Annotated in this window: 18 protein-coding genes; 14 read left to right on the top strand and 4 right to left on the bottom strand. The window is 46.6% G+C overall.

What is annotated here, in order from left to right:
• Positions 1–88 precede the first annotated feature (88 nt).
• Positions 89–1,795 carry a potassium/proton antiporter gene (locus tag F7R24_RS07115; protein WP_151670556.1) on the bottom strand — a complete coding sequence of 569 codons (1,707 nt, stop codon included), beginning with the start codon at positions 1,793–1,795 and terminating at the stop codon, positions 89–91.
• 224 nt (positions 1,796–2,019) lie between these two features.
• Between F7R24_RS07115 and F7R24_RS07110 the strand changes: the two genes are divergently transcribed.
• The 13 genes from F7R24_RS07110 (at position 2,020) to fadA (ending at position 18,582) form a co-directional block, all read left to right on the top strand.
• Positions 2,020–3,207, top strand: coding sequence for an acetyl-CoA C-acyltransferase family protein (locus tag F7R24_RS07110; protein WP_151670555.1), 1,188 nt, complete (start codon positions 2,020–2,022; stop codon positions 3,205–3,207).
• A gap of 42 nt (positions 3,208–3,249) precedes the next feature.
• A complete protein-coding gene (locus F7R24_RS07105) occupies positions 3,250–4,344 on the top strand; it encodes a WD40/YVTN/BNR-like repeat-containing protein (RefSeq protein ID WP_151670554.1) in 1,095 nt (364 codons plus the stop codon).
• Positions 4,341–6,719 carry an efflux RND transporter permease subunit gene (locus F7R24_RS07100; protein ID WP_151670553.1) on the top strand — a complete coding sequence of 793 codons (2,379 nt, stop codon included), beginning with the start codon at positions 4,341–4,343 and terminating at the stop codon, positions 6,717–6,719. Before F7R24_RS07105 ends, F7R24_RS07100 begins: the two co-directional genes overlap by 4 nt.
• Before the next feature lie 176 nt (positions 6,720–6,895).
• Positions 6,896–8,695, top strand: coding sequence for an acyl-CoA dehydrogenase C-terminal domain-containing protein (locus F7R24_RS07095; protein WP_151670552.1), 1,800 nt, complete (start codon positions 6,896–6,898; stop codon positions 8,693–8,695).
• 13 nt (positions 8,696–8,708) lie between these two features.
• On the top strand, positions 8,709–9,128 hold the full coding sequence (locus tag F7R24_RS07090; protein ID WP_240776026.1) for an SCP2 sterol-binding domain-containing protein: 420 nt from the start codon (positions 8,709–8,711) through the stop codon (positions 9,126–9,128).
• Between the two features lie 146 nt (positions 9,129–9,274).
• Positions 9,275–10,939 (top strand): AMP-binding protein, encoded by a 1,665-nt coding sequence (locus tag F7R24_RS07085; protein WP_151670551.1) that lies wholly within the window; start codon positions 9,275–9,277, stop codon positions 10,937–10,939.
• A 44-nt stretch (positions 10,940–10,983) separates the two neighbouring features.
• Positions 10,984–11,538: a DUF2889 domain-containing protein gene (locus F7R24_RS07080; RefSeq protein WP_151670550.1), complete on the top strand. Its 555-nt coding sequence runs from the start codon at positions 10,984–10,986 to the stop codon at positions 11,536–11,538.
• Between the two features lie 51 nt (positions 11,539–11,589).
• Positions 11,590–12,579, top strand: coding sequence for an NAD(P)H-dependent flavin oxidoreductase (locus F7R24_RS07075; protein WP_151670549.1), 990 nt, complete (start codon positions 11,590–11,592; stop codon positions 12,577–12,579).
• Positions 12,576–13,337, top strand: coding sequence for an enoyl-CoA hydratase-related protein (locus F7R24_RS07070; RefSeq protein WP_151670548.1), 762 nt, complete (start codon positions 12,576–12,578; stop codon positions 13,335–13,337). Before F7R24_RS07075 ends, F7R24_RS07070 begins: the two co-directional genes overlap by 4 nt.
• A gap of 178 nt (positions 13,338–13,515) precedes the next feature.
• Entirely contained in the window at positions 13,516–14,268 is a 753-nt protein-coding gene (locus tag F7R24_RS07065) for an electron transfer flavoprotein subunit beta/FixA family protein (RefSeq protein WP_151670547.1), read from the top strand.
• On the top strand, positions 14,265–15,194 hold the full coding sequence (locus F7R24_RS07060) for an electron transfer flavoprotein subunit alpha/FixB family protein (protein WP_151670546.1): 930 nt from the start codon (positions 14,265–14,267) through the stop codon (positions 15,192–15,194). The genes F7R24_RS07065 and F7R24_RS07060 overlap by 4 nt, the downstream gene beginning before the upstream one ends.
• A 45-nt stretch (positions 15,195–15,239) precedes the next feature.
• The gene (fadB, locus tag F7R24_RS07055) at positions 15,240–17,390 is read left to right on the top strand and encodes a fatty acid oxidation complex subunit alpha FadB (RefSeq protein WP_151670545.1); all 2,151 of its coding nucleotides are present in this window, start codon (positions 15,240–15,242) and stop codon (positions 17,388–17,390) included.
• Positions 17,391–17,403: 13 nt separating this feature from the next.
• Positions 17,404–18,582: an acetyl-CoA C-acyltransferase FadA gene (fadA, locus tag F7R24_RS07050; protein ID WP_151670544.1), complete on the top strand. Its 1,179-nt coding sequence runs from the start codon at positions 17,404–17,406 to the stop codon at positions 18,580–18,582.
• A gap of 99 nt (positions 18,583–18,681) precedes the next feature.
• Here the strand turns inward: fadA and F7R24_RS07045 are convergent, their stop codons facing one another.
• A complete protein-coding gene (locus F7R24_RS07045) occupies positions 18,682–20,550 on the bottom strand; it encodes a diguanylate cyclase (RefSeq protein WP_151670543.1) in 1,869 nt (622 codons plus the stop codon).
• Between the two features lie 174 nt (positions 20,551–20,724).
• On the opposite strand from F7R24_RS07045, the gene F7R24_RS07040 reads away from it, so the two are divergent.
• On the top strand, positions 20,725–21,450 hold the full coding sequence (locus tag F7R24_RS07040) for a thermonuclease family protein (RefSeq protein ID WP_168926789.1): 726 nt from the start codon (positions 20,725–20,727) through the stop codon (positions 21,448–21,450).
• A 91-nt stretch (positions 21,451–21,541) separates the two neighbouring features.
• On the opposite strand, the gene F7R24_RS07035 is transcribed toward F7R24_RS07040, so the two are convergent.
• Both F7R24_RS07035 and F7R24_RS07030 read right to left on the bottom strand, forming a co-directional pair.
• On the bottom strand, positions 21,542–21,877 hold the full coding sequence (locus F7R24_RS07035; RefSeq protein ID WP_151670541.1) for a hypothetical protein: 336 nt from the start codon (positions 21,875–21,877) through the stop codon (positions 21,542–21,544).
• Between the two features lie 12 nt (positions 21,878–21,889).
• The gene (locus F7R24_RS07030) at positions 21,890–23,227 is read right to left on the bottom strand and encodes an NAD(P)/FAD-dependent oxidoreductase (protein WP_151670540.1); all 1,338 of its coding nucleotides are present in this window, start codon (positions 23,225–23,227) and stop codon (positions 21,890–21,892) included.
• Positions 23,228–23,284: the final 57 nt, after the last annotated feature.

Here is a 23,284-nt window from a genome sequence, read left to right as displayed (position 1 = left end):
TCGAAGTCTTTTATTGCATTATGTTTCCAACTGGCTTTTATAAGACGGACTAGCGTTAGATATTTCGTACAATGTTCTCTGCCCGTGATTAAGAAATTTTCAAACCCACTCTAACGATTTGATCACCTTGCATCGCTTTAACAACCAATGTCACCGGTCCCATTTTCACGCGATCGCCAACCACGGGTGCGTTGGGTAGCGCTTTGCTGATAAAATCCGCGATGCTTTGATCAGCAGAGTTGTCTGGAATGGTGACACCAAAACTAGCCTGTAAGTCTTTCAGTGCGATGGCGGCATCTAGCTCAAACAAACCAAAGAAAACATTTTCGCGCAGTGCCGGTATTGAATCTGTGGAGCTAAATAATCGCGCTAGGGCGGCTTCAGTTTCAGCAGGGCCAATAATGGCCAGTCTATCTCCGCCTTGCAGTTCAAGATCCATGTCCCACGGCAGTAGTTTTTCATCACGAAGGGCTGCACAAATCACAATGTGTTCAGGTAGGCGGATACGCCTCAATGAACGTGCAGGTGTCCAGTGCTCACCATCAAGTTCAAAAATCATCAGTTGATGATGCCCATGTTCACTCCACTCTAATGGCATATGTTGCATCGCTTTGGGCTTTGCTGGAAGCTCCAGTTTTAGCCAACGAGCGGATGACGCTAAAGTAGAGCCCTGAACTACCAATGACATGATCACCACAATAAAGGCAATCGTTGGGAAGAGGTGTGCATTGTCAATGTTTGCCATTAATGGAAAGAGTGCCAATACAATAGGAACGGCACCGCGTAAACCTACCCAAGAAATAAATAATTGCTCTTTAAAGCGAAAACCGAAGGGCCATAAGGTCAGCGCTACGGCAATAGGGCGTGCCACTAAAATTAATACAGCCCCCAGTAAGATGCCTTCATAGATATGATCCAGCTTTTCATTGGGTGCTAACAGTAATCCAAGCATCAAGAACAAGCAGAGCTGTGCCAGCCAAGCCAGGCCATCATGAACTTGAAGAATATCTTCCATGCGACGTACTTGGCGATTGCCCAAAATAACGCCCATCAAATAGATGGCTAAAAAGCCGCTGCCATCCAACAAGGTCACAGCAGAAAACATGGTTAACCCTGCAGCCGTCACCAGTAAGGGGTAAAAAGCATCAATGAGTACAAAACGTTTCAGCAGCCATGCGGTTAAAAATCCACCGAGTACACCACCCAACCCACCTAAGGTGAGTTGTTTGAATAGCAGCCACGCGGCATCCAGTGCATTAGGGGGCGTTTGTTGAACGATCAGTTCCAGCAAGACAATGGTTAAGAAAATCGCCATGGGATCGTTACTGCCGGACTCAATTTCGAGGGTGGCACTGACACGTTGATTGAGTCTTAAACCACGATTTTGCAGTAGCGCGAAGACGGCAGCTGCATCAGTGGATGAAATGATAGTGCCGATCAGTAGGCCGTAGATAAGGGGTAGATCAAGGATCCATACTGCAGCGAGGCCAGTGATGCCTGCCGTAATGACAACGCCAAGCGTCGCTAAGGTTAAAGCCGGTTTAAGTCCAACTCGGAAGGTTTCAGCGCGTGTGCGCATACCACCATCCAGCAAAATAATGGCTAGAGCTAAATGCCCTACCATAAAGGTGGTTTCGGTATCGGCAGGCAGTAAATGCCCAAAACCATTTTGCCCAGCCAGCATGCCCACACCCAGAAACAGCAACAGTACAGGAAGTCCGATGCGGTTAGACAGTGGGCTAAGCAGAATGCTGATCATCAGCATGGCTGCAACAAATAACAGCGTTAAAATCATCTCAGTAACAGGCCTTAAAAACTTACGCTATTATTATGGCATAAAGTACTTCTATCATTTCATTTATGCTTGAATTACAAAATACTTTTAACACATTAACTTCAAGATATTTTGAACATTATTGTTATTTAGGCTGGCGGCAAACGTTATTGAAGCTAGAACTTTAATAAGGGATGCTATGGGGCATCTAAATCCTATAACAAATTTATAAACAGGATGACGCTATGAATACACGTGACGTTTACTTCGTTGCCGGTGTTAGAACAGCAATAGGTGGTTTTGGTGGCTCGTTAAAAGATCAGGCACCTGCTGATCTGGCCGGAAAAGTGGTTGCCGAAGCACTCAAACGCAGTCGTCTAGATCCCAGTCAAATAGGTCATTGTGTTTTTGGTAATGTCGTACCAACCGAGCGTCGTGACCTGTATCTTTCCAGAGTGGCTGCATTGCAAGGCGGTTTAGCCGATATTACTCCCGCACTTAACGTAAATCGCCTTTGTGGCAGTGGTTTGCAGGCGATTATCACCGCTGCTCAACAGATACAGCTAGGACTGTGTGACGCTGCCATTGCGGGAGGTGCTGAGTCCATGAGTCGCACTAACTATTGGATGCCTTCAGGTCGATGGGGACAACGTATGGGCGATGCTCAAGTCCTTGATTCTATGGTGGGTGCGCTGACCTGCCCGATGGAAAATATCCATATGGGCGTGACGGCTGAGAATATCGCAGAGAAATGGCATATCAGTCGTGAGGATCAAGATCTGCTGGCGCTACAAAGCCATCAGCGAGCGCAGCATGCGATCGAGCAAGGGCGTTTTGCGTCTCAAATTCTCCCTGTCACCGTGAAAACCCGAAAAGGTGAACAGGTTTTTGATACCGACGAGCACCTACGTTTTAACTGCACTCTTGAAGAGATGCAGACATTGCGTCCTGTGTTCAAAAAAGACGGCACGGTCACTGCCGGAAATGCCTCTGGTTTGAATGATGCTGCCGCCGCCGTTGTGTTGGCCAGTGGTGAATTGATTGAAAAAACTGGCGTTAAACCCATGGCAAAACTGATCGGCTATGCCTTTGTTGGTGTTGAGCCAAAATACATGGGTATTGGTCCAGTACCGGCAGTTAAACATCTTTTGAATGAGGCAGAGCTACAAGTCGGTGATATTGACCTTTGGGAAGTTAATGAGGCATTTGCTGCTCAAGCCTTGGCGGTAGTCAGGGATCTTGATCTGCCTAATGAACGTGTTAATCCCAACGGCAGTGGAATCTCTCTTGGACATCCTATCGGTGCGACCGGTGCCGTTATTAGTGTTAAAGCGCTTTATGAGTTAGAGCGCATTCATGGTCGCTATGCCGTCATCACCATGTGTATCGGTGGGGGCCAGGGAATCGCAGCGTTGATCGAACGGTGCGCGTAAACTTAGTTTAGACAATTAATCAACAGCGAAAAAATAATAAATATGCTGAAAACTCTAGTTAAACGCTTAAGTCTCGTCTGTATCGCGGCGATGACACCCGCCATATTCGCCGCGCAGCCAGATCGCTTAGATCAGCCAGCACCTCTATCGAGTGCTGCTCACTCTGTATTACTCACGGATGTCGTGCGCGCAGGTGAAAGGCTGGTCGCTGTAGGCGATTTTGGTGTTGTGCTTTTTTCCGATGATGAGGGAGTGGAGTGGCAGCAGGCTAGCGTGCCTGTTACCACCTTACTCACCTCGGTCTTCTTTACATCACCTCAAACGGGATGGGTTACGGGTCACGATGGCGTGTTGCTCTACTCTGATAATGCTGGTGAAGAGTGGACACTGTTCTTCGATGGCAATGAAATTAATCGCTTAAAAGTTGAATACTTCGAGTCGCGTATAGCATCACTGACAGATGAAGAGACAGTAGAAGATCCTTTCCTAGAAGAGGATTTAGTGTTTGCTTTAGAAGATGCTGAGTTTGCGCAAGAGGAAGGTCCGGTAAACCCTTTATTAAAGGTTTGGTTTAAAAACGAGCATACGGGTTATTTGTTAGGTGCTTATGGTCTTGCCCTGATGACCGACGATGCCGGTCAAAACTGGTCATTCATTAGTAGCGATCTACCTAATCCAGATCAGTTTCATTTGAATGCTATCACCGCTTTAGAGAATAGCTTGATTATTGCAGGTGAAGCCGGATTGTTGATGAGATCGGATGATCAAGGTGATAGCTGGTATGAGCTGCCTTCACCTTATGGCGGTTCGTTTTTTGATGTGATTGCGCATCAGCACGCCTTGTTTGCCCTTGGGCTACGTGGACATCTCTTTATGAGTGAAGACGGTGGTTTCGATTGGCAGGAAATACCCGTGGATACCACAGTCAGTTTTATGGGTGCCTTCAGTGATGGAGAAACCATAGCGATTGCTGGCTTAGGTGGCACCCTATTAACAGGGGGTGAGCCAAATCAACTTACCCTACAGCCATTGGGTACCCGTCATCATTTTAATGCCGTTGTGTCGACTTCATCAGGTTGGGTTCTGGCTGGTGAACAAGGTGTTTTTCGAACGGTTGAACAGGGAGTGTCCCAATGAAGCGCATGGCAGAACGTTTGTTATACCCTATTCGTCGTTCTGAGCAATGGGTTGAATATTTACTCTTTCATCAGCGTGCTTGGGTGTTGTCAGTTTTTCTGTTGGTGACACTGGTGTTGGGTTGGCAGGCGATACAAATCCGGCCTGATGCCAGCTTTATTAAAATGATTCCCACGAGCCATCCTTATGTTGAAAACTACCTAACCTATCAGCAAGACCTGTCAGGTTTAGGTAATAGTGTTCGTGTAGCCGTCGCCACAACCGAAGAGGATATTTTTAACGCTGAGTTTCAGGATGTGTTGCGTCTTGTTACCGATGAGCTGTTTTTTATCCCGGGTGTAGACCGAGCAGCGTTGCAATCTATCTGGACTCCTAATGTTAGGTGGACAGAAGTTACCGAAGAAGGTTTTGTCGGCGGCCCGGTCATTCCACCTGATTTTGATGGCAGTGAAGCGACCTTAGATCAGTTGCGCATCAATGTTTTGCGTTCAGGGCAAGTGGGTCGCTTGGTGGCCAATGATTTCCGTTCGGCCGTTATTGAAGTGCCTTTGCTTGATTTTGACCCAGAAACGGGTGAGAGGCTTGATTATCAGGCTTTTTCTCAGCGTTTAGAAGAGCGAGTTAGAGACCAGTTTAGTGATGATCAGGTTTCCATACACATTACGGGCTTTGCCAAAATTGTTGGCGACTTAATCGATGGTGCGCGACAGGTAGCATTATTCTTCGCCTTAGCTATCGTCATTACCATGGTGTTGCTGTATCTCTACTCTCGCAGTATTCAAGGTACGCTCATTCCGCTGGTCTGTTCGTTGATCGCCGTGATCTGGCAGCTAGGTTTGCTGAATGCACTGGGATACGGTATCGATCCTTATTCCATGTTGGTGCCTTTCTTGGTGTTTGCGATTGCGGTCAGTCATGGTGTACAAATCATCAATGCGATACGCCTAGAAAGCCTTCATGATCCTGATAAATGGCATGCTGCCCGAAGTGCGTTCCGATTATTATACATTCCCGGGCTGACGGCATTGGTTTCCGATGGTATCGGCTTCTTTACCTTGATGGTCATCGACATTCGAGTCATTCAAGAGCTGGCTGTTGCTGCATCCTTAGGGGTTGCAGTCATTATTCTCACCAATTTATTGCTGCTTCCTCTGCTAATGTCCTACGTTGGTGTGGGTGAAAAGGCGATAGAACATGCTAAAGCTCAGGCCGATCAAGGTGGAGAGCATTGGCGAGTACTAACCTGGTTTGCGACTAAGAAAGGTGCTGCTACGGCATTGACTGTCGCGGTTTTGTTGGCTTTCGGGGGTGTCTATGCCGCTCAAGGCTTGCAGATAGGTGATTTAGATCGAGGCGCGCCTGAGTTAAGGGCAGATTCTCGATATAACCTCGATAACGACTTTATTACGTCAAACTACTCGACCTCGAGTGATGTGTTTGTGGTGATGGCCGTGACTGAACCGGACCAGTGTAGTAGTTCCGCCACTCTGTCAGCGGTTGAGCGTTTTCAGTACGCCATGCAAGCTGTGGAGGGTGTGCAGTCGAGTGTTTCGCTTGCGGATCTTTCCAAGCGGATTACCTCTGGCTTAAATGAAGGTAATCCTAAGTGGCGTGCTATCAGTCGAAATCAATTTGTCATTAACGCTTCTTTGGCTTTTGTTCCAGGTGGCTTAATGAATGCAGATTGCTCTTTACTGCCAGTGATTTTGTTCTTGGATGATCATAAAGCGGAAACCTTGATCCGCGTTAGTCAGGCGGTTGAGACGTTTGCAGATCGATATAACTCTGATCAATTACAATACTTACTTGCCGCTGGTAATAGTGGCTTTGAAGCAGCTACTAACCAAGTTATTGCGCGTGCCCAGTATGAAATGCTGGCATGGGTATATGGTGTGGTGAGTTTGCTGTGCTTGCTCACTTTCCGTTCAGTTAAAACCGTACTCTGCATTATTTTACCTTTAGCGCTCACCTCATTGCTGTGTCAGGCATTGATGGCAATGATGGGTATTGGCGTTAAAGTGGCCACGCTACCGGTCATCGCTTTGGGGGTGGGTATCGGAGTGGACTACGGTATCTATATTTACTCTCGGTTGAGTAACTATTTAAGCCAAGGTCTTAAGCTGACAGATGCCTATTTTGAAACCCTGAAAACCACCGGTAAACCAGTCGCCTTTACGGGCCTGACGCTTGCGATAGGTGTGGTTCTATGGGTGTTCTCGCCGATTAAATTCCAAGCTGATATGGGGATTTTGTTAACCTTTATGTTCCTCTGGAATATGTTAGGTGCGCTGATTTTGCTTCCTGCATTAACAGCCTTCCTAAAACCGCATCCAGAGCTAACCTCCAGCCCTGAATTGTTTGAAAATGACCGATAAGGGTTATGCTTGAACAAAATTGTTAGTCGATCTATTGAAATAATAGATCGCTAATCAGGGAAAGAGTGGTTTTGTTAGTGATATTGGTCCGTTTTGTTATTGGTGAACTAGCACTATTCGTTCATGCTGTACGTATCAAGAAACTAGAATAACGACAAATTGGTGAGGTTAGCTACATGGCCGAATATAAAGCTCCGTTACGTGATATGCAGTTTGTATTAAATGAAGTGTTATCACTCGAAGAGCACTATCAAAATTTGCCAGGATGCGAAGAAGCAACGCCTGATATGGTTTCTGCCATTTTAGAGGAAGGTGCAAAATTTGCTGAACGCGTTCTGTCTCCTTTAAACCAAGTGGGTGATCAACAGGGCTGTCAGTTCAATGATGGACAGGTAAAAACACCCGAAGGTTTTCGAGAAGCTTATGAAGCCTTCGTAGAGGGTGGCTGGCCTTCTCTTGCTCACCATCCAGAGTGGGGTGGTCAAGGATTGCCTGAATCACTTGGTATCGTTCTGAACGAGATGGTGGGGTCGGCGAACTGGGCATGGAGTATGTATCCTGGACTAAGCCATGGTGCAATGAACACCCTTGAAGCTCACGGTACAACAGAACAGAAGCAAACCTATTTAACTAAATTAGTATCTGGTGAATGGACAGGCACTATGTGTTTGACTGAAGCACACTGTGGTACCGATTTGGGAATGCTAAGAACCAAAGCTGAACCTAGAGAAGATGGTAGCTACAGCATTACCGGTACAAAAATCTTCATTTCAGCCGGTGAGCATGATCTAGCAGACAATATCGTTCACATCGTTCTAGCACGTTTACCAGGTGCCCCTGAAGGCACTAAAGGTATCTCTCTATTTATCGTACCTAAGTTCCTACCAGATGCTGATGGTAATGTCGGTGAGCGCAACGGCGTTAGCTGTGGCTCTATTGAACATAAAATGGGTATTCATGGTAACGCTACTTGCGTGATGAACTTTGATGCTGCGCAAGGCTTCCTGATTGGACCACCTAACAGGGGTCTAAACTGTATGTTCGTGTTTATGAACACTGCACGTATCGGTACAGCATTACAGGGTCTTGCTCACACGGAGTGGGGTTTTCAGAACTCACTAACTTATGCACGTGATCGTTTACAGATGCGTGCCTTGAGTGGACCTAAAGCACCAGAGAAATCAGCAGATCCTATTATTGTACACCCAGCTGTACGTAATATGTTACTGACACAAAAAGCTTTTGCTGAAGGTGGACGTGCGTTAATTTACTTTGCTGCACAGCAGGTGGATCGTGCAAAACTCGCTGCAACCGATGAAGAGAAACAGGAAGCAGAAGATCTACTCTCTTTGTTGACTCCAATTGCTAAGGCATTCCTAACCGAAATAGGTGTTGAGTGTGCAAGCCATGGTCTGCAGGTGTTCGGTGGGCATGGTTACATTGCTGAATGGGGTATGGAGCAGAATTTACGTGATGCACGTATCTCTACCATTTATGAAGGCACTACTCAGGTTCAGGCGTTGGATCTGTTGGGTCGTAAAGTACTGATGACTCAAGGTGAGTTGCTGAAACGTTTCACTAAGAAAATTCATAAGTTCTGTCAGACGCATGAAGGCAATGCCAAGATGGATCCTTACATTAAGCCGCTAGCTAAGTTGAACAAAGAGTGGGGTGATTTGACACTTCAGATCGGTATGAAAGCGATGAAAGATCGTGAAGAAGTCGGTGCAGCAGCTGTTGAATACCTGATGTACTCTGGTTATATCACCTTGGCATGGCTATGGGCGCGTCAAGCAGAAGTGGCCTTGGCTAAGTTAGAAGCAGGAACTACAGAAGCTGATTTCTACGAAGCTAAACTGAAAACAGCGAACTTCTACTTTGCTCGCATACTGCCACGTACTCGCAGCTTGTCAGAGTTAGTCTTAGCAGGTGCAGACAATCTGATGTCCTTAGACAGTGAACACTTTTCGTTCTAAGGTTGTCTGAAATATGAAGTCTTTATTAAGTACTAAGGTGGGACAGCGTGTGCTGTCCTCGGCCTTAAAGTTGAATGCTAAACGTTATAAAAAACAGCCCACCACAGGAGAGGCGACAATGGCAGATTTAAATGCGGTTTTTTCATCCATGGAACAACGTTTCAACGCAGCTGCTGCAGGCGATTTAGAAGCAGTTTTTCAATATCAAATTACTGATGGCGATGCTTGGGCTGTAACTGTTGAAAATGGTCAATGTAAAGTTGAGCAGCTTGCCCATGGTGAGCCCACAGTGACACTCACCATGGATAGCCAAACACTTGAAGAAGTGATGAGTGGAGAAACTGACGGGATGCAGGCATTTATGACCGGCCGTATTCAAGCCGATGGCGATATCATGTTGGCAACACGTTTAACGTCAATCTTTCCACTGTAGTGTTGACGCTTAACGACTTTTAGTCTGGTCGATAGATGTTTTTTGATAATCTAATTCAGTGATATCTATCGACTTCGGCTGCTATAATCGGGCTATACTTTAGCCCAATAAATTTGATTTTATAATAATAATATCAGGATCATCCTATGGACATGCCACGCGGAAGTCTGATACCTAAATCTTTAAATCCTAAGGGATTTAACAATATTGTTGATGTGTTCGAGCAAAGCTGTCAGACGTTTGCCTCAAAACCTTCCTTTACCAGTTTTGGGCGAACATTGAATTATGCAGAGCTTCATGAGTTAGCAGATGCATTTGCCGTTTACTTACAAAAAGAAACCGATTTAAAGCCCGGCGATCGTATTGCGATTCAATTACCTAACCTGATCCAATATCCAGTTGTGCTTTTTGGTGCGTTGAAAGCAGGTTTGGTGATAGTGAATACCAATCCACTTTATACCCCTCGTGAAATGGAGCATCAGTTTAAAGATTCAGGTGCTAAAGCTCTGGTGATTCACAAGAGTATGGCGCACAAAGCGCAAGACTTTATTGCAAATACCGACATTAACACTGTGTTTTTGACACAAGTTGGCGACTTGCATGGTTTTGTTAAGCGCTGTCTTTTGAATGCCGCAGTTAAATACATCAAAAAGATGGAGCCTGATTTCTACTTGCCTGGAGCGCTTCATCTTCGTGAAGTTTTGATGAAGTACGTCGGACAGAAGCCTTCTCCCGTCACTATCAACACTGACGATATTGCTGTTTTACAGTACACCGGTGGGACCACAGGTCTTTCCAAAGGTGCTGTACTGACGCACGGAAATTTGATTTCTAATATGCTTCAAGGGGTGAATGTTCTTGATGAAGCTGCTGAAGGTTGTGTTGAAACCGTCATCGCCCCTTTACCTCTTTATCATATTTACGCTTTCACTATTTCACTGGTTGTCATGGGGTATGGCGGGCATAGCGTTCTTATACCCAATCCGCGCGACATACCTGGCTTTGTCAAAGAGATGCAGAAGTGGCAAATGTCTGCTTTTATGGGTCTAAACACCCTGTTCATCGCTCTGTGTAACAACCCTGATTTCAAGTCGGTCGATTTTAGCAAGTTTACACTGACTATCTCGGGTGGTTGTGCATTAACACACAAAGCGGCTGATCTCTGGAAAGAGGTAACCGGTTGCGAAATTATGGAAGGTTATGGCTTAACCGAAACTTCTCCAGTAGTGTCTATCAATCGTCCCGGCGCCATTAAGCTTGGTACAATCGGTGTCCCGGTAGCGGAAACGATAGTGGTCATTTTGGATCCTGACGGCGAACCTGTTGCCGATGGCGTTCCTGGTGAACTATGCGTCAAAGGCCCGCAAGTGATGGTCGGCTATTGGCAACGAGAAAAAGAGACCGCCGCCTGCTTTACCGATGATGGCTATTTCTTAACGGGCGATGTTGCCGTTCGCGAAGAGGGTGGCTATTTGCGTATCGTCGATCGAGCTAAAGACATGATTTTAGTATCAGGTTTTAACGTCTATCCGAACGAAGTGGAAGATGTGTTCTGTTCTCATCCGGCTATTTTGGAATGTGCAGCCATTGGTATTGCTGATGAGCATAGTGGTGAAGTGGTCAAACTCTTTGCTGTTGCACGAGATGAAAAGCCAGATGTTGAAGAACTTAAAACATGGAGTAAAGAGTACCTTACTCGTTATAAAATACCGAAACAAATAGAGTTTGTGGATGAGTTGCCTAAAACTAACGTTGGTAAAGTGCTCAGACGCATGCTTAAAGAGCAACAGGTCAAACAAGAAGTGGCCTGATTGCAGGCCCTTTTTTAAACTCTACATTGAGGAGTAATGACCGAATGCCTTTGCCAAAGCCTGTTCGTAGAACCCTTCACCACCGTCGTGAAATCGTCTGTGAGGGGTACTTGCGCGATGATGGTCTGTGGGACATTGAAGCGCGAATGACAGATAAAAAAACGCATTCAATCGATAATCCAGAGCGCGGTGGCTACGTGGGAGCAGGTGAGTTTTTTCACGACATGCGTATGCGAATCACGATGGATAAGAAGCTCTTCATTCATCAGGTGGAAGCCAGTATGGATGACTCGCCTTTTCAAATGTGTCCGGGTATCGCTAGGGCCTATAAGCAATTGGAAGGAACACAAATTGGCCCGGGCTGGCACCGTAAAGCACTTGAATTAACGGGTGGAGCTAATGGCTGCACTCACTTAAACGAACTGTTAAAACCGATAACCACCACGGCGGTTCAATCGATTTGGCCCAGTGGTGATACGGATATGGTTAAGCTCGGTGCGAATGGATTATTGAATACCTGTCACACCTGGGCACAAAACTCTTCGGCAGTGAAAACCTATCTGCCAGAGCTCTATAAACCTGAACCACCAAAGCGCTAGCCTTTTAGAGATTAAGGCGAAAGCGTTCAAGACATAAACGGAGAATAACAAATGAGTATCCCTGAATCTTTTCAGGGCAGGTTACGCTTGCCCCTAATTTCTGCTCCTATGTTTTTAGTGTCGGGTCCTGAATTGGTCATAGAAGCCTGTAAAGCCGGCATTGTAGGTACCTTTCCAGCCCTTAATGAACGCAGCTCTGAAGGCTTTGAGCAGTGGCTCATTCAAATACGCGAAGCCTTGGATCAATTTGAGCAAGAAACCGGACAGAAAGCGGCGCCATTTGGGGTAAACCTGATCGTCCATCAAACCAATCCCCGTGTTAAGGCTGATTTGGAGCTGTGCATTAAGCATAAGGTGCCATTAATCATCACCTCGTTGGGCGCTGTTAAAGACTTGGTGGATGCTGTCCATAGCTACGGTGGTTTAGTGTTTCATGATGTCATCAATATCCGTCATGCTAAAAAAGCAGCGGCAGCCGGTGTGGATGGTCTAATTGCGGTATGTAATGGTGCCGGTGGTCATGCCGGTACCCTGAATCCTTTTGCACTCTTGTCTGAAATTCGTCAGTTTTATCAAGGCACGTTGATACTGTCAGGTTCCATGTCAACGGGCCAAGATGTTGCAGCAGCGCAAATGATGGGCGCAGACTTGGCTTATATGGGAACACGTTTTATTAACACCCAAGAGAGTCGTGCTAACCCTGAGTACAAACAGATGATTATCGACTCAGCGGCTTCCGATATTACCTATACCCCAAAAGTCTCGGGTATTTGGGCAAACTTCTTAAAACCCAGCCTGGAAATAGCGGGTTTAGATCCTGAAAGCGGTGAAAAGAAAAAAGTTGATTTGGGTGAAGAGTTACAAGCCCCCGAAGGGGGAGCCAGTGCGTGGAAAAGTATCTGGTCAGCTGGCCATGGCGTAGGTGCTATTAGTGACGCACCTTCAACAGCAGAGCTGGTTGATCGTATGGCTAATGAATACCATCGAGCGGCGGATCAGTTTGCCACTCAGGCAGCGCAATTTAAGAGGTCAGCATCATGAGTGATGTGGTGCTTAAATCTTTATCTGATCAAGGCGTGTTAACCCTAACACTGAACCGTCCTGAAAAGAAAAATGCCCTAACGGGTGCCATGTATCAGATCCTGACGGATAGCCTAAAAGAGGCTGAAAAGGATGATGCCGTGCGTGTGGTGGTGCTATGTGGCGCTGGATCGGATTTTTCTGCCGGCAATGATATACATGACTTTGTTAGTGCGATCAGCGACCCGCAAAAGATTCGTATTCCGCTGGGTTTCTTGCAAGCGATTTCTAGCTTTACTAAGCCAATTTTGGCGGCTGTTTCGGGTGTTGCCATTGGTATCGGAACGTCATTATTGCTTCACTGTGATCTGGTGTATGCAGATGAAACGGCTAAGTTTCAACTTCCCTTTACCAAAATGGGGTTAGTGCCTGAAGGTGGAACCAGTTTGCTGCTGCCTTCAGCCTTGGGTCATCGTAAAGCATTTGAGATATTGGTATTGGGTGATGCGTTTAATGCGAAAACGGCCACTGATATCGGGTTGATCAACGCAGAAGTGCCCTCAGTCAGTTTGATCGAAACTGTTACCGAAAAAGCCAATCAGCTAGCACAGATGGGGCCTGAAGCCGTTCATCAGAGTAAAGCGATGATGAAGCAGTATGATGACAATAAATTGCAGTCAGTACTAGTCTCTGAAGTTGAAGCCTTTGCTGCTCGCTTGAGCTCAGTCGAAGCCCGTGCGACCTTTATGGCATTTATGCAAAAAGGAGCGAAAGGCTAATTACAGTTGATCGCTTTTGTCATTCAGACGGGTGGATTTTGTTATTGTTAAAACCACCCGCTTGAATCATATTGTTACCATTCCGAACGGTACTCTTTAAATGCTCAATTAGGGTTATAAGTTTAATTAGACCTAAAAGAACAATTCGAAATTTACAATAATAATTCGAGGTGTGGTAATGAAAATACTCGTCGCGGTGAAACGGGTTATTGACTACAACGTCAAAGTCCGTGTTAAAGCGGATGGCTCTGATGTTGATCTCGCCAACGTAAAAATGGCCCTCAATCCCTTCTGTGAAATTGCGGTAGAAGAAGCGGTTCGTCTTAAGGAACAGGGCAAAGCCTCAGAAATTGTCGTCGTCTCTATCGGTCAAAAAACCTGTGAAGAACAGCTAAGAACAGCGCTGGCGCTCGGAGCGGATAGAGCCATTCGCGTTGAGGTTGATTCGACACCGGATGCCTTAACCATTGCACGTTTGCTCGCCAAAGTAGCTGAAGAAGATCAGCCTGGATTGGTGCTACTGGGTAAGCAGTCTATCGACTCTGACAACAATCAAACCGGTCAAATGTTAGCGGCCTTAATGAAACGCCCTCAAGCAACCTTTGCGTCTGAAGTTCAAATCGATGGCGATACCTTAACGGTTACCCGTGAAGTCGATGGTGGTTTGCAAACCTTAACACTCAGTTTGCCTGCTGTGGTGACGACGGATCTTCGCTTAAATGAACCACGTTACGCATCCCTGCCGAATATTATGAAAGCGAAAAAGAAACCGCTAGAAGTGAAATCGGCCGCAGACTTGGGTGTGACGTTAACTAATAAAATCAAGCTGATTTCTGTGGCGCCTCCGGCTGAGCGCAGTGCGGGTATTAAGGTAGGTTCTGTGGCTGAACTGGTCGACAAACTGCGTAATGAAGCAAAGGTGATCGCATGAGTATTCTCGTTTTAGCTGAGCATGATAATCAGCAATTAAAGCCAGTCACCTTGAATGTATTGGCGGCGGCTCAACAACTGGGTGGTGATATCACCTTGCTGGTGGCGGGTCATCAATGCGCTTCCGTTGTAGAGCAAGCCGCTAAGATTTCCGGAGTGAAACAAGTGCTTGTTGCCGATGCTCCAACCTATGCTCATCATCTGGCTGAAAATGTCAGTGATCTGTTGGTTGATCTGGCTGAACCCTTTACGCATATACTTGCCGCATCAACCACCACGGGTAAAAACATTCTTCCTCGTGCGGCGGCGCTGTTAGGTGTGAATCCCTTGACCGACGTTTCAGGTGTCGAGTCGAGCCATCGATTCAAGCGTGCTATCTATGCGGGTAATGCGATTGCAACCGTCGAAATCGACGAGCCTAAGGTGGTGATGACCGTTCGAGGTACTGCCTTTGATCCAGTTGCCGCTGAGGGTGGTTCTGCTGAAATCACCTCGGTTAGCGCGGTTTTTGAAAATGCGGATATTCGTTTTAGCCATGAAGCGCTGGCGGAATCTGATCGTCCCGAACTTACCGCAGCCAGTATTGTGGTTTCCGGTGGTCGTGGATTAGGTAACGGCGAGAACTTCGAACTACTCTATCAAGTAGCCGATAAACTGGGTGCGGCGGTCGGCGCTTCACGAGCCGCAGTAGATGCCGGCTATGTGCCTAACGATATGCAAGTGGGGCAAACCGGGAAAATGGTGGCGCCTGAGCTGTATATCGCCGTCGGTATTTCTGGCGCAATCCAGCACTTAGCCGGTATGAAAGATTCCAAAGTGATCGTTGCCATCAACAAAGATGAAGAAGCACCGATTTTCCAAGTAGCTGACTATGGTCTAGTGGCGGATCTATTCGAAGCCGTGCCCGAGCTGCAAAACAGTCTTTAATTCAGGACAGCCTATCAAGGCGATACGTTAAATAGGAGCGTAAGCATGATATATCAGGGTAAAGCGATTACGGCCCAGCAGATTGAAGGGGGCGTTGTTGAGGTCCTGTTCGATCTTCAAGGTGACAGTATCAATAAACTTAACCAACTCACCTTGAATGAGTTGCGTGAGGCCGTTGCTGCCGTTCAAGCGGCAAAAGATATCAAAGGTGTTATTTTTAGTAGTGCTAAAGACTGTTTCATTGTCGGTGCAGATATCACTGAGTTTAGTCAGATGTTTGATCACACCGAAGAAACTATCGTTGAGCATTTGCTATCGCTGCACGAAATTTTCAATGCGATTGAAGATTTGCCCGTCCCCACCGTAACCGCAATTAATGGTATCGCTCTCGGTGGCGGTTTTGAGCTATGTTTGGCAACAGATTTCCGCGTCATGGCGGATAGCGCCAAAGTAGGTTTGCCAGAAGTGAAATTGGGTATCTATCCTGGTTGGGGTGGAACGGTTCGTCTGCCACGTTTAATTGGTGTGGATAATGCGAACGAGTGGATCTGTGGTGGTGCAGAGAAGCGTGCGAAAGATGCACTGAAAGACGGTGCTGTCGACGCGGTGGTTGTGACCGCTCAGGTGCGCGATGCGGCACTCGATCTGTTGAATAAAGCCATTGAAGGTGTGTTTGATTTCCAAGCGCGCCGCACAGAAAAAACCACTGCTATTAAATTGAATCAAATAGAACAGATGATGGCGTTTGAGTCAGCTAAAGGATTTATTGGTGCTAAAGCGGGGCCTCATTACCCAGCACCGATGGCTGCCTTAAGTAGCATTCAAAAATCGGCGAACATGACCCGTGATAAAGCGATTGTCGTCGAAGCTAAAGGTTTCGCCAAGTTAGCAACTAACAGTGTGACGCGTGCGTTGGTTGGCTTGTTCCTGAAAGATCAATACGTTAAAAAAGTCAGTAAAGCGTTTGAGAAAGACAGCGTGCCGGTCAAACAAACCGCCGTGCTGGGTGCCGGTATCATGGGGGGTGGTGTTGCTTACCAGTCTGCCTCCAAGGGTATTCCTATCTTGATGAAGGATATCAACGAAAAAGCGCTGCAGTTAGGTCTGGATGAAGCCACTAAATTGCTTAATGGTCAGATCAAGCGTGGACGTATGGACGCGCAGAAGATGGCGAAAGTACTAACGCAGATCACTCCAACGTTAAGCTACGGCGATTTTGGTCGTGTCGATCTGGTGGTTGAAGCGGTTGTCGAAAATCCAAAAATCAAAGGTGCCGTGCTAGCTGAGGTGGAAGCTGCAGTGGCTGAGGATGCGATTATCACCTCTAACACCTCGACGATTTCAATCACTGAGTTGGCAAAAAACCTAAAACGCCCAGAAAACTTCTGTGGAATGCACTTCTTCAATCCGGTACATCGTATGCCGTTGGTAGAAGTGATTCGTGGTGAGAAGAGTTCTGAAACAGCGATTGCTCGCACCGTGGCTTACGCTAAAGCGATGGGTAAAACCCCAGTCGTGGTAAATGACTGCCCAGGATTTTTAGTTAACCGCGTGCTTTTCCCTTACTTTGCGGGCTTCAGCTTGTTGATGCGTGACGGGGCTAACTTCGTCCAAGTTGATAAAGTGATGGAGCGTTTCGGTTGGCCGATGGGTCCTGCTTACTTGCTGGATGTGGTCGGTATTGATACTGGACACCATGCGGATGCTGTGATGGCCGAAGGCTTCCCTGATCGTATGGGTCATGAAGGTGAGAACGCCATCGACCGCATGTACACACTAGAGCGTTTCGGTCAGAAGAATAACAAAGGCTTCTACCGTTATGAACTGGATCGCAAAGGTAAGCAGGTCAAGATTATTGACGAAGAAGTACCTGCCTTGCTTGACGGAGTCATGGGTGAGGCACGTGAGTTCTCTGATGAAGAGATTATTGCACGCATGATGATTCCTTTGTGTATCGAAACGGTTCGTTGCTTAGAAGACAATATCGTTGCCACCCCGGCAGAAGCGGATATGGGCTTGATTTACGGTATAGGTTTTCCTCCGTTCAGAGGAGGTGCATTGCATTACTTGGATGAAATGGGGTTACAGAACTTCATTGAGATGGCAGCACCTTACGCAGACCTTGGCCCACTATATCATCCGACAGAACGGATGAAGCAGATGGCAGCCAACGGCGAAACCTATTTCGGCAAATAACGGAGGAAGGAACATGAGTTTACAACCAAATGATGCGGTAATCGTGGATGCAGTTCGTACCCCGATGGGCCGTTCGAAAGGGGGCTCCTTCCGCAATGTGCGTGCTGAAGCCCTATCTGCAGCAGTGATGCAGGGTATTTTAAAGCGTAACCCTGCGCTGAACCCTGCGTTAATTGATGACATTATCTGGGGGTGTGTTAACCAGACCCTAGAGCAAGGTTTTAATGTTGGCCGTAACGCAGCGGTCATTGCAGGCTTACCCCATACGATTGCCGCACAAACGGTGAACCGTCTATGTGGATCGTCTATGGCGGCAATGCATACGGCAGCGGCGTCCATTATTGCCGGTCAAGGTGATGTCTATCTGGTGGGTGGTGTTGAGCACATGGGTCATGTCGATATGACTCATGGTGTGGATATCAACCCACAGGCTTCTAAGTATGCCGCAAAAGCAGCGATGCTAATGGGTGTGACTGCTGAAATGCTCGGTAAAATGAATGGTATCACCCGTGAAATGCAAGATGAAATGGGTGCGCGTTCTCACCGTCTAGCCCAAGAAGCAACTGATAAAGGGCTGTTCAAAAACGAAATCATCCCAGTGGAAGGGCATGATGAAAACGGTTTTAAGTCATTGCTGACTTATGATGAAGTCATTCGTCCAGAAACAACGGTTCAGACCTTGTCGCAGTTAAAGCCGGTATTCGTTCCTAAAGTGGGTACGGTGACAGCGGGTACTTCCTCTGCTTATTCTGATGGCGCATCAGCAATGCTGATCATGTCAGCGGCTAAGGCGCAAGAACTCGGTCTAAAACCACGTGCGAAGATTGTCAGCATGGGTGTAGCGGGTTGTGATCCATCGATCATGGGCTTTGGTCCTGTCCCTTCAACGCAAAAAGCGCTGAAGAAAGCAGGATTAACCATTGAAGATATCGACTATGTTGAGCTGAACGAAGCCTTTGCTGCTCAGGGCTTGGCGGTACTAAAAAACCTGAAGTTGATGGATAAGATGGACGAGAAGGTTAACTTAAAAGGTGGCGCGATAGCTCTTGGTCACCCGTTGGGTTGTTCTGGTACGCGAATCAGCACCACCTTGCTCAACATCCTTGAAGAAAAGGGTGGGCGTTTAGGTCTGGCTACCATGTGTGTCGGTATGGGTCAGGGTATCTCGACCATTATTGAACGTTTAGATTAATCGTCTTAACAGGTTTAAGTTAGAAATGCTGATATAAAAACATGCCCGCAATCGCGGGCATGTTTTTTGATAGAGTAAACTGAATCAATAGATCAGTCGTTAATAATCTCCATCTTCTGACCATAGATCTTTATGGAATCTGACCACCTGATTTCGTCCACCTTCTTTCGCCGCATAGAGCGAGACATCGGCAAATTTAAGTACCTGCCAAAATGCCTGTCCATCGTTGGGATAATCGGCCAAGCCTGCGGAAATGGTTTTACTTAAGCTAGTTCCACCCACTTTAAACTTGTGCTTTTCGACCGCTGCGCGAATCTTTTCAGCCACTTGTAATGATGACTCGGCATCGGTTTCTAATAAGACAATTAAAAACTCTTCACCACCGTAACGGATCACCAGATCAGACTCGCGTACATTCTCTTCCAGTAACACCGCCAGTTCACGCAGCACTTGATCGCCCGCGTCATGCCCATAGGTGTCATTGACGGGCTTAAAGTAGTCCAAATCCATCATCAACAGCGTCATAGGTACTTTACGACGCTTACATTGGCTGATCAGCGTTTCAGCGTATTCTTCTAAGAAGCGACGGTTCTTTAACCCAGTCATCGCATCTTTAAGACTGGATTCTCGAAGGCTGTTCATCAGGCGCTTCGCTTGAAGCACAGGAGCAGACTCTCGAAGGTAAGCTTCCAGCATCGGACGTAAATTGCGTATTCGCGAACTTTCTTCGGCATCAAATACCAGTTGAACAACACTGCCAACGCTGCCACTTTCTAATATTGGTAAACACATATAGTGTTTATCTTTTGCCAGCGCATCATGACTGAATGATCGACAGATTAAGGTATTCTCTGAACCATCAATCAGATGACCTGTACGAACGGCTCGGCAACCTTGGCAATGGTCTTGGATTGCCTGTTCGCACCAATGAATTTGTGCATCGGGGACGGCATCAACGATAATGGGATGCATTTTTTTCTTTTGTGCATTGACCTCGTAGATTGAGAACGACTGAAGTTTAAACTCCTGCTGCACGACATCACTGATACGCACAAATACTTCAGACGCCGTTTCATCCTCTTCAATCGCCTGCTTAAATTGCGAGACATGAACCAGTCCCGCAACGGTTTCAGCGGTTTCCGTTAATAGGTTATTACCTTGATAATCCGGCTTAGATTGCACCAGTTGAACGACGTTTTGACGTATGTCGCTGAGCTTGTCGGTAATCCCTTCAGAAAGCGCATTAAATTGCCGCGCAATTTTACCTATCTCGTCATTGGTGCGACTTTGAATACGGTGATTAAAGTCACCGCTAATAGCCGCTTCAACAGCCACTTCAATCTCATTGGCGGTGGTTACTAGGGGTTGTAGCAGGCGTCTTAAAAAGAGGATAGAGATGATGGCAAATAGAACAACGGCCATCACCAAGAAAGCAACCGTCATAATCGCAGCAGATTTCATGTGTTCGATGGATGCGGTCAGTGTCACCGCCCCGAGTACGGTGTTTTCAGGAACAGAATGACAGAGTAAACAGTTAACATCGCCCTTGGAGGAAGCAATATAGGGAATCGTGGCTCTAAATTCAGGACTAAAAAAGCCACCAACTAGCGTAAAGACAGGTTTTCCACTTTCTAATACGCGTAAGTCGAGAGCATCAGCTGCACTTTCACTGATACGGCCTTCACCATATTGCTCATTCACTTGGGAACCACGAATGACTCGAGCCTCATCAAGACCATGAATTCCTGCGATGCGCTCTAGCAGAGAGTCTCGTCTATCAATGGTGCCATTGAGCATTGCTTCCGTTAGCGCAACACGAATCACCTCCGCAGCAGTGCGGGTATGTTCTGTCGCAGCACGGATCGAAAAGTCTCTAAAAGAAGCTAAACTGGCAAGCGTAATGACAAGCGTCAAAAGCAGCATGACACTGGCCAGCGCAACTATTATTTTTGTTTGTAGTTTATGCATTGGCTGATAAAGCTCTAATTGAGTTAATTGGGTATCATGACGTATTGGTTCTTGTTAAATCAATATAAATTCTAAGGGATATGAACGAAAGTGTTTAGAAAATTGATTTTCATCAATAATTTAGTTTTTTCTTATGTTTTAAAAATACTGTTTTTCTTGGTTTTGTGTAGCGCGGTGTATGCGGATACGTGTACCAAAGAAAGCTCTGCTAACCTTGCGTCAATTAAGCGAGTTATTGATGCAGATACACTGGAGTTATCGACCGGTGAGCGAATTAGATTAATTGGTGTCGACGCTCCTGAACTGGGACGTCGAGGCCAGGCCGATGAACCTTTTTCTCGTGAAGGAAAACGTGCATTAGAACAAAAACTTGAATCACACAATCATCGTGTTTGGGTGCAGCCAGGAGAAGATCCTAAGGATCGATATGATCGTCTGTTGGCGGATCTTTTCTTTGAGGACGGTCGCTCAGTACAAGGTTGGTTGCTAGAGCAGGGTTTGGTCATGCAGGTATTTATTGCGCCTAATCTTCGTTATTCAGATTGTTTATCTATTGATGAGCAGAAGGCGAGGCAGCAAGGCATCGGTATCTGGAGTTTGTCCGAGTATGAACCCGGTATTGCCTCAACCGCGGTTCCCAATTCAGTGCGTGGTGCGGTCATTGTCAAAGGGCGTGTTGTTCGTATAGGTCAAAGCCAAGCGAATATTTGGTTAAATCTAGAAGGGGGTGTTGCGATTCAAATACCTAGAAAATCATTGCAACGCTTTAATCAGAATATTGAGCAGTTAGAGGGAAGGCAGGTTCGCGTTAGGGGGTGGATTATTAAAGACAATTCACAGCACCATCAGTGGCGAATTCGCATTGAAGATGGTCGCGCATTAGAGGTCTTGTCAGATTAACTATTGGCATTGCAAGCGTACAAATAAAAACGGCTCTCAAACTGTGGGTTAGAGAGCCGTTTAAACATTGTAAGTCTTCTATGTAAGTCTTCTATGCTTTACGATTACGCATGAAACAGATCGGATGAAGCACGAACCATGCGTAAATGCCTGCACCAATTGAAGCACCAATCAAATTCATCCAGTCTACCCATGTATTGACATAAGCGATGGTTGACTGAGTGTGAATAGGCAGCAAAAACAAAGCCGCGACAGCAATAATCGGAGGTAAAACCTTAGAGCCAATACCGCCCGTTGATTTAAAGGTGTAACCCTTCAAACGCCCAAGAATTTGAGGCACTAAAAAAACAACGATCATCAATGCAATCAGCCACAGCCAAGGCAGGGCGGAGTACCAAAGAACAGTTAAAATACCAGTAAGTGTCATGTGTGGTTCTCCTTAGATCTTGCCTTCAAGCATGGCGAAGTAAGCGGGACGTAGCATACGTTCTTTCATGACCCAAACGGTCCAAGATTCTTCTTTTGGATCAATAAAAGAGAAGGATGGCAGTAATTTGCTATCCCAGCCGAACTCAACCAACATCGCTTTACCGATACCCGTGATTAGCGGGCAAGACGTGTAGCCGTTGTGACGTGCGGGTAATGGCTGACCTTGTAAGTGTGCTAAGAAGTTTTGCTCAAGTACACCCGCCTGCATTTTAACGCTGGCAGCAGTTTTGTTACTTGGCATACCCATCACATCACCAATACCCCATACGTTGGGATAGTTCGGGTTTTGTAAGGTTTCACGATCCACTTCCATCCAATCTTTGAAAGGCGAGTCGTCAGCAAACTTTAATGGGCTGTTTAGAATGGCATCCGGAGCCGTCATGGGTGGTACGACATGGATGAATTCATAGTCTTTAACTTGATCTTCACCATCTCGAACGCTGTAGTAGGCTTTTTTGGCATCTGCATCGATACCTTTCAGCGTCCAGAAATCGTTACGTGTAACGCCTTGATCAGTGAAGCGTTGTTTTACGAAGTCATTATAGAAAGGAACGCCGAACAAGCCGCCTGATGGCGTCATAAATTCAACATTAAACTGATTGCGACGACCGCTATCTTCAAGGCGTGATAGGGTAGTGAAGGTCATCTTCAGTGGTGCACCCGCGCACTTGAGAGCCGTTGGCGGTAAGTTAAATAAACCCGTACCACTGCCTTTCTGAATCCAACGAGAAATTTCGTCATAGGTGACTGCGGCAGCATCGATACTTGCGTAAACACTGCCAACGCCTTTACCTTGACCAATAAGGTTGGTATCCATGCCCTCAATGCGATCAAAACGTAACTCTAAACCACAGGCAACAATTAAATAATCGTAGTTGATGGTTTCGCCATTGCTGACAGTCACGCTGTTGTTATCCGGATCATACTCGGTAACCATACCGCGTACCCAGTTCACCCGAGAAGGAATCCACTCACCTGTTTTGGAGATGGTTTTTTCTTTATTCCAGACGCCAGAAGCGACTAGAGTCCAGCCTGGCTGATAGTGATGATCTTCACGAGCATCAATAATGGTAATACGAGCACCCGGCAAACTGCGTGCAAAGCGGTTTGCCATCGCAATTCCTCCCGCACCGGCACCACTAATCACTATGTGGGCATTGGTTTGAACAGTGTTGGCGGCTGCATTGCCGGTTAGGCTTAGAACAGGGGCAGCAACAGCCGCACCAAGACCTAGCTTTAATAGGTCACGGCGACGTTCGTTCGCCTTAGGGGAGAGTTTAGAAGACATGCTGAGCTCCGGAAGTTTTTCTTCTATTCATATTCCGGTCCTTGGTACAGGTGAGTC

It is taken from the genome of Nitrincola schmidtii, assembly GCF_008973715.1.
GTDB lineage: Bacteria > Pseudomonadota > Gammaproteobacteria > Pseudomonadales > Balneatricaceae > Nitrincola > Nitrincola schmidtii.
This window is presented reverse-complemented; position numbering and strand designations above follow the sequence as displayed.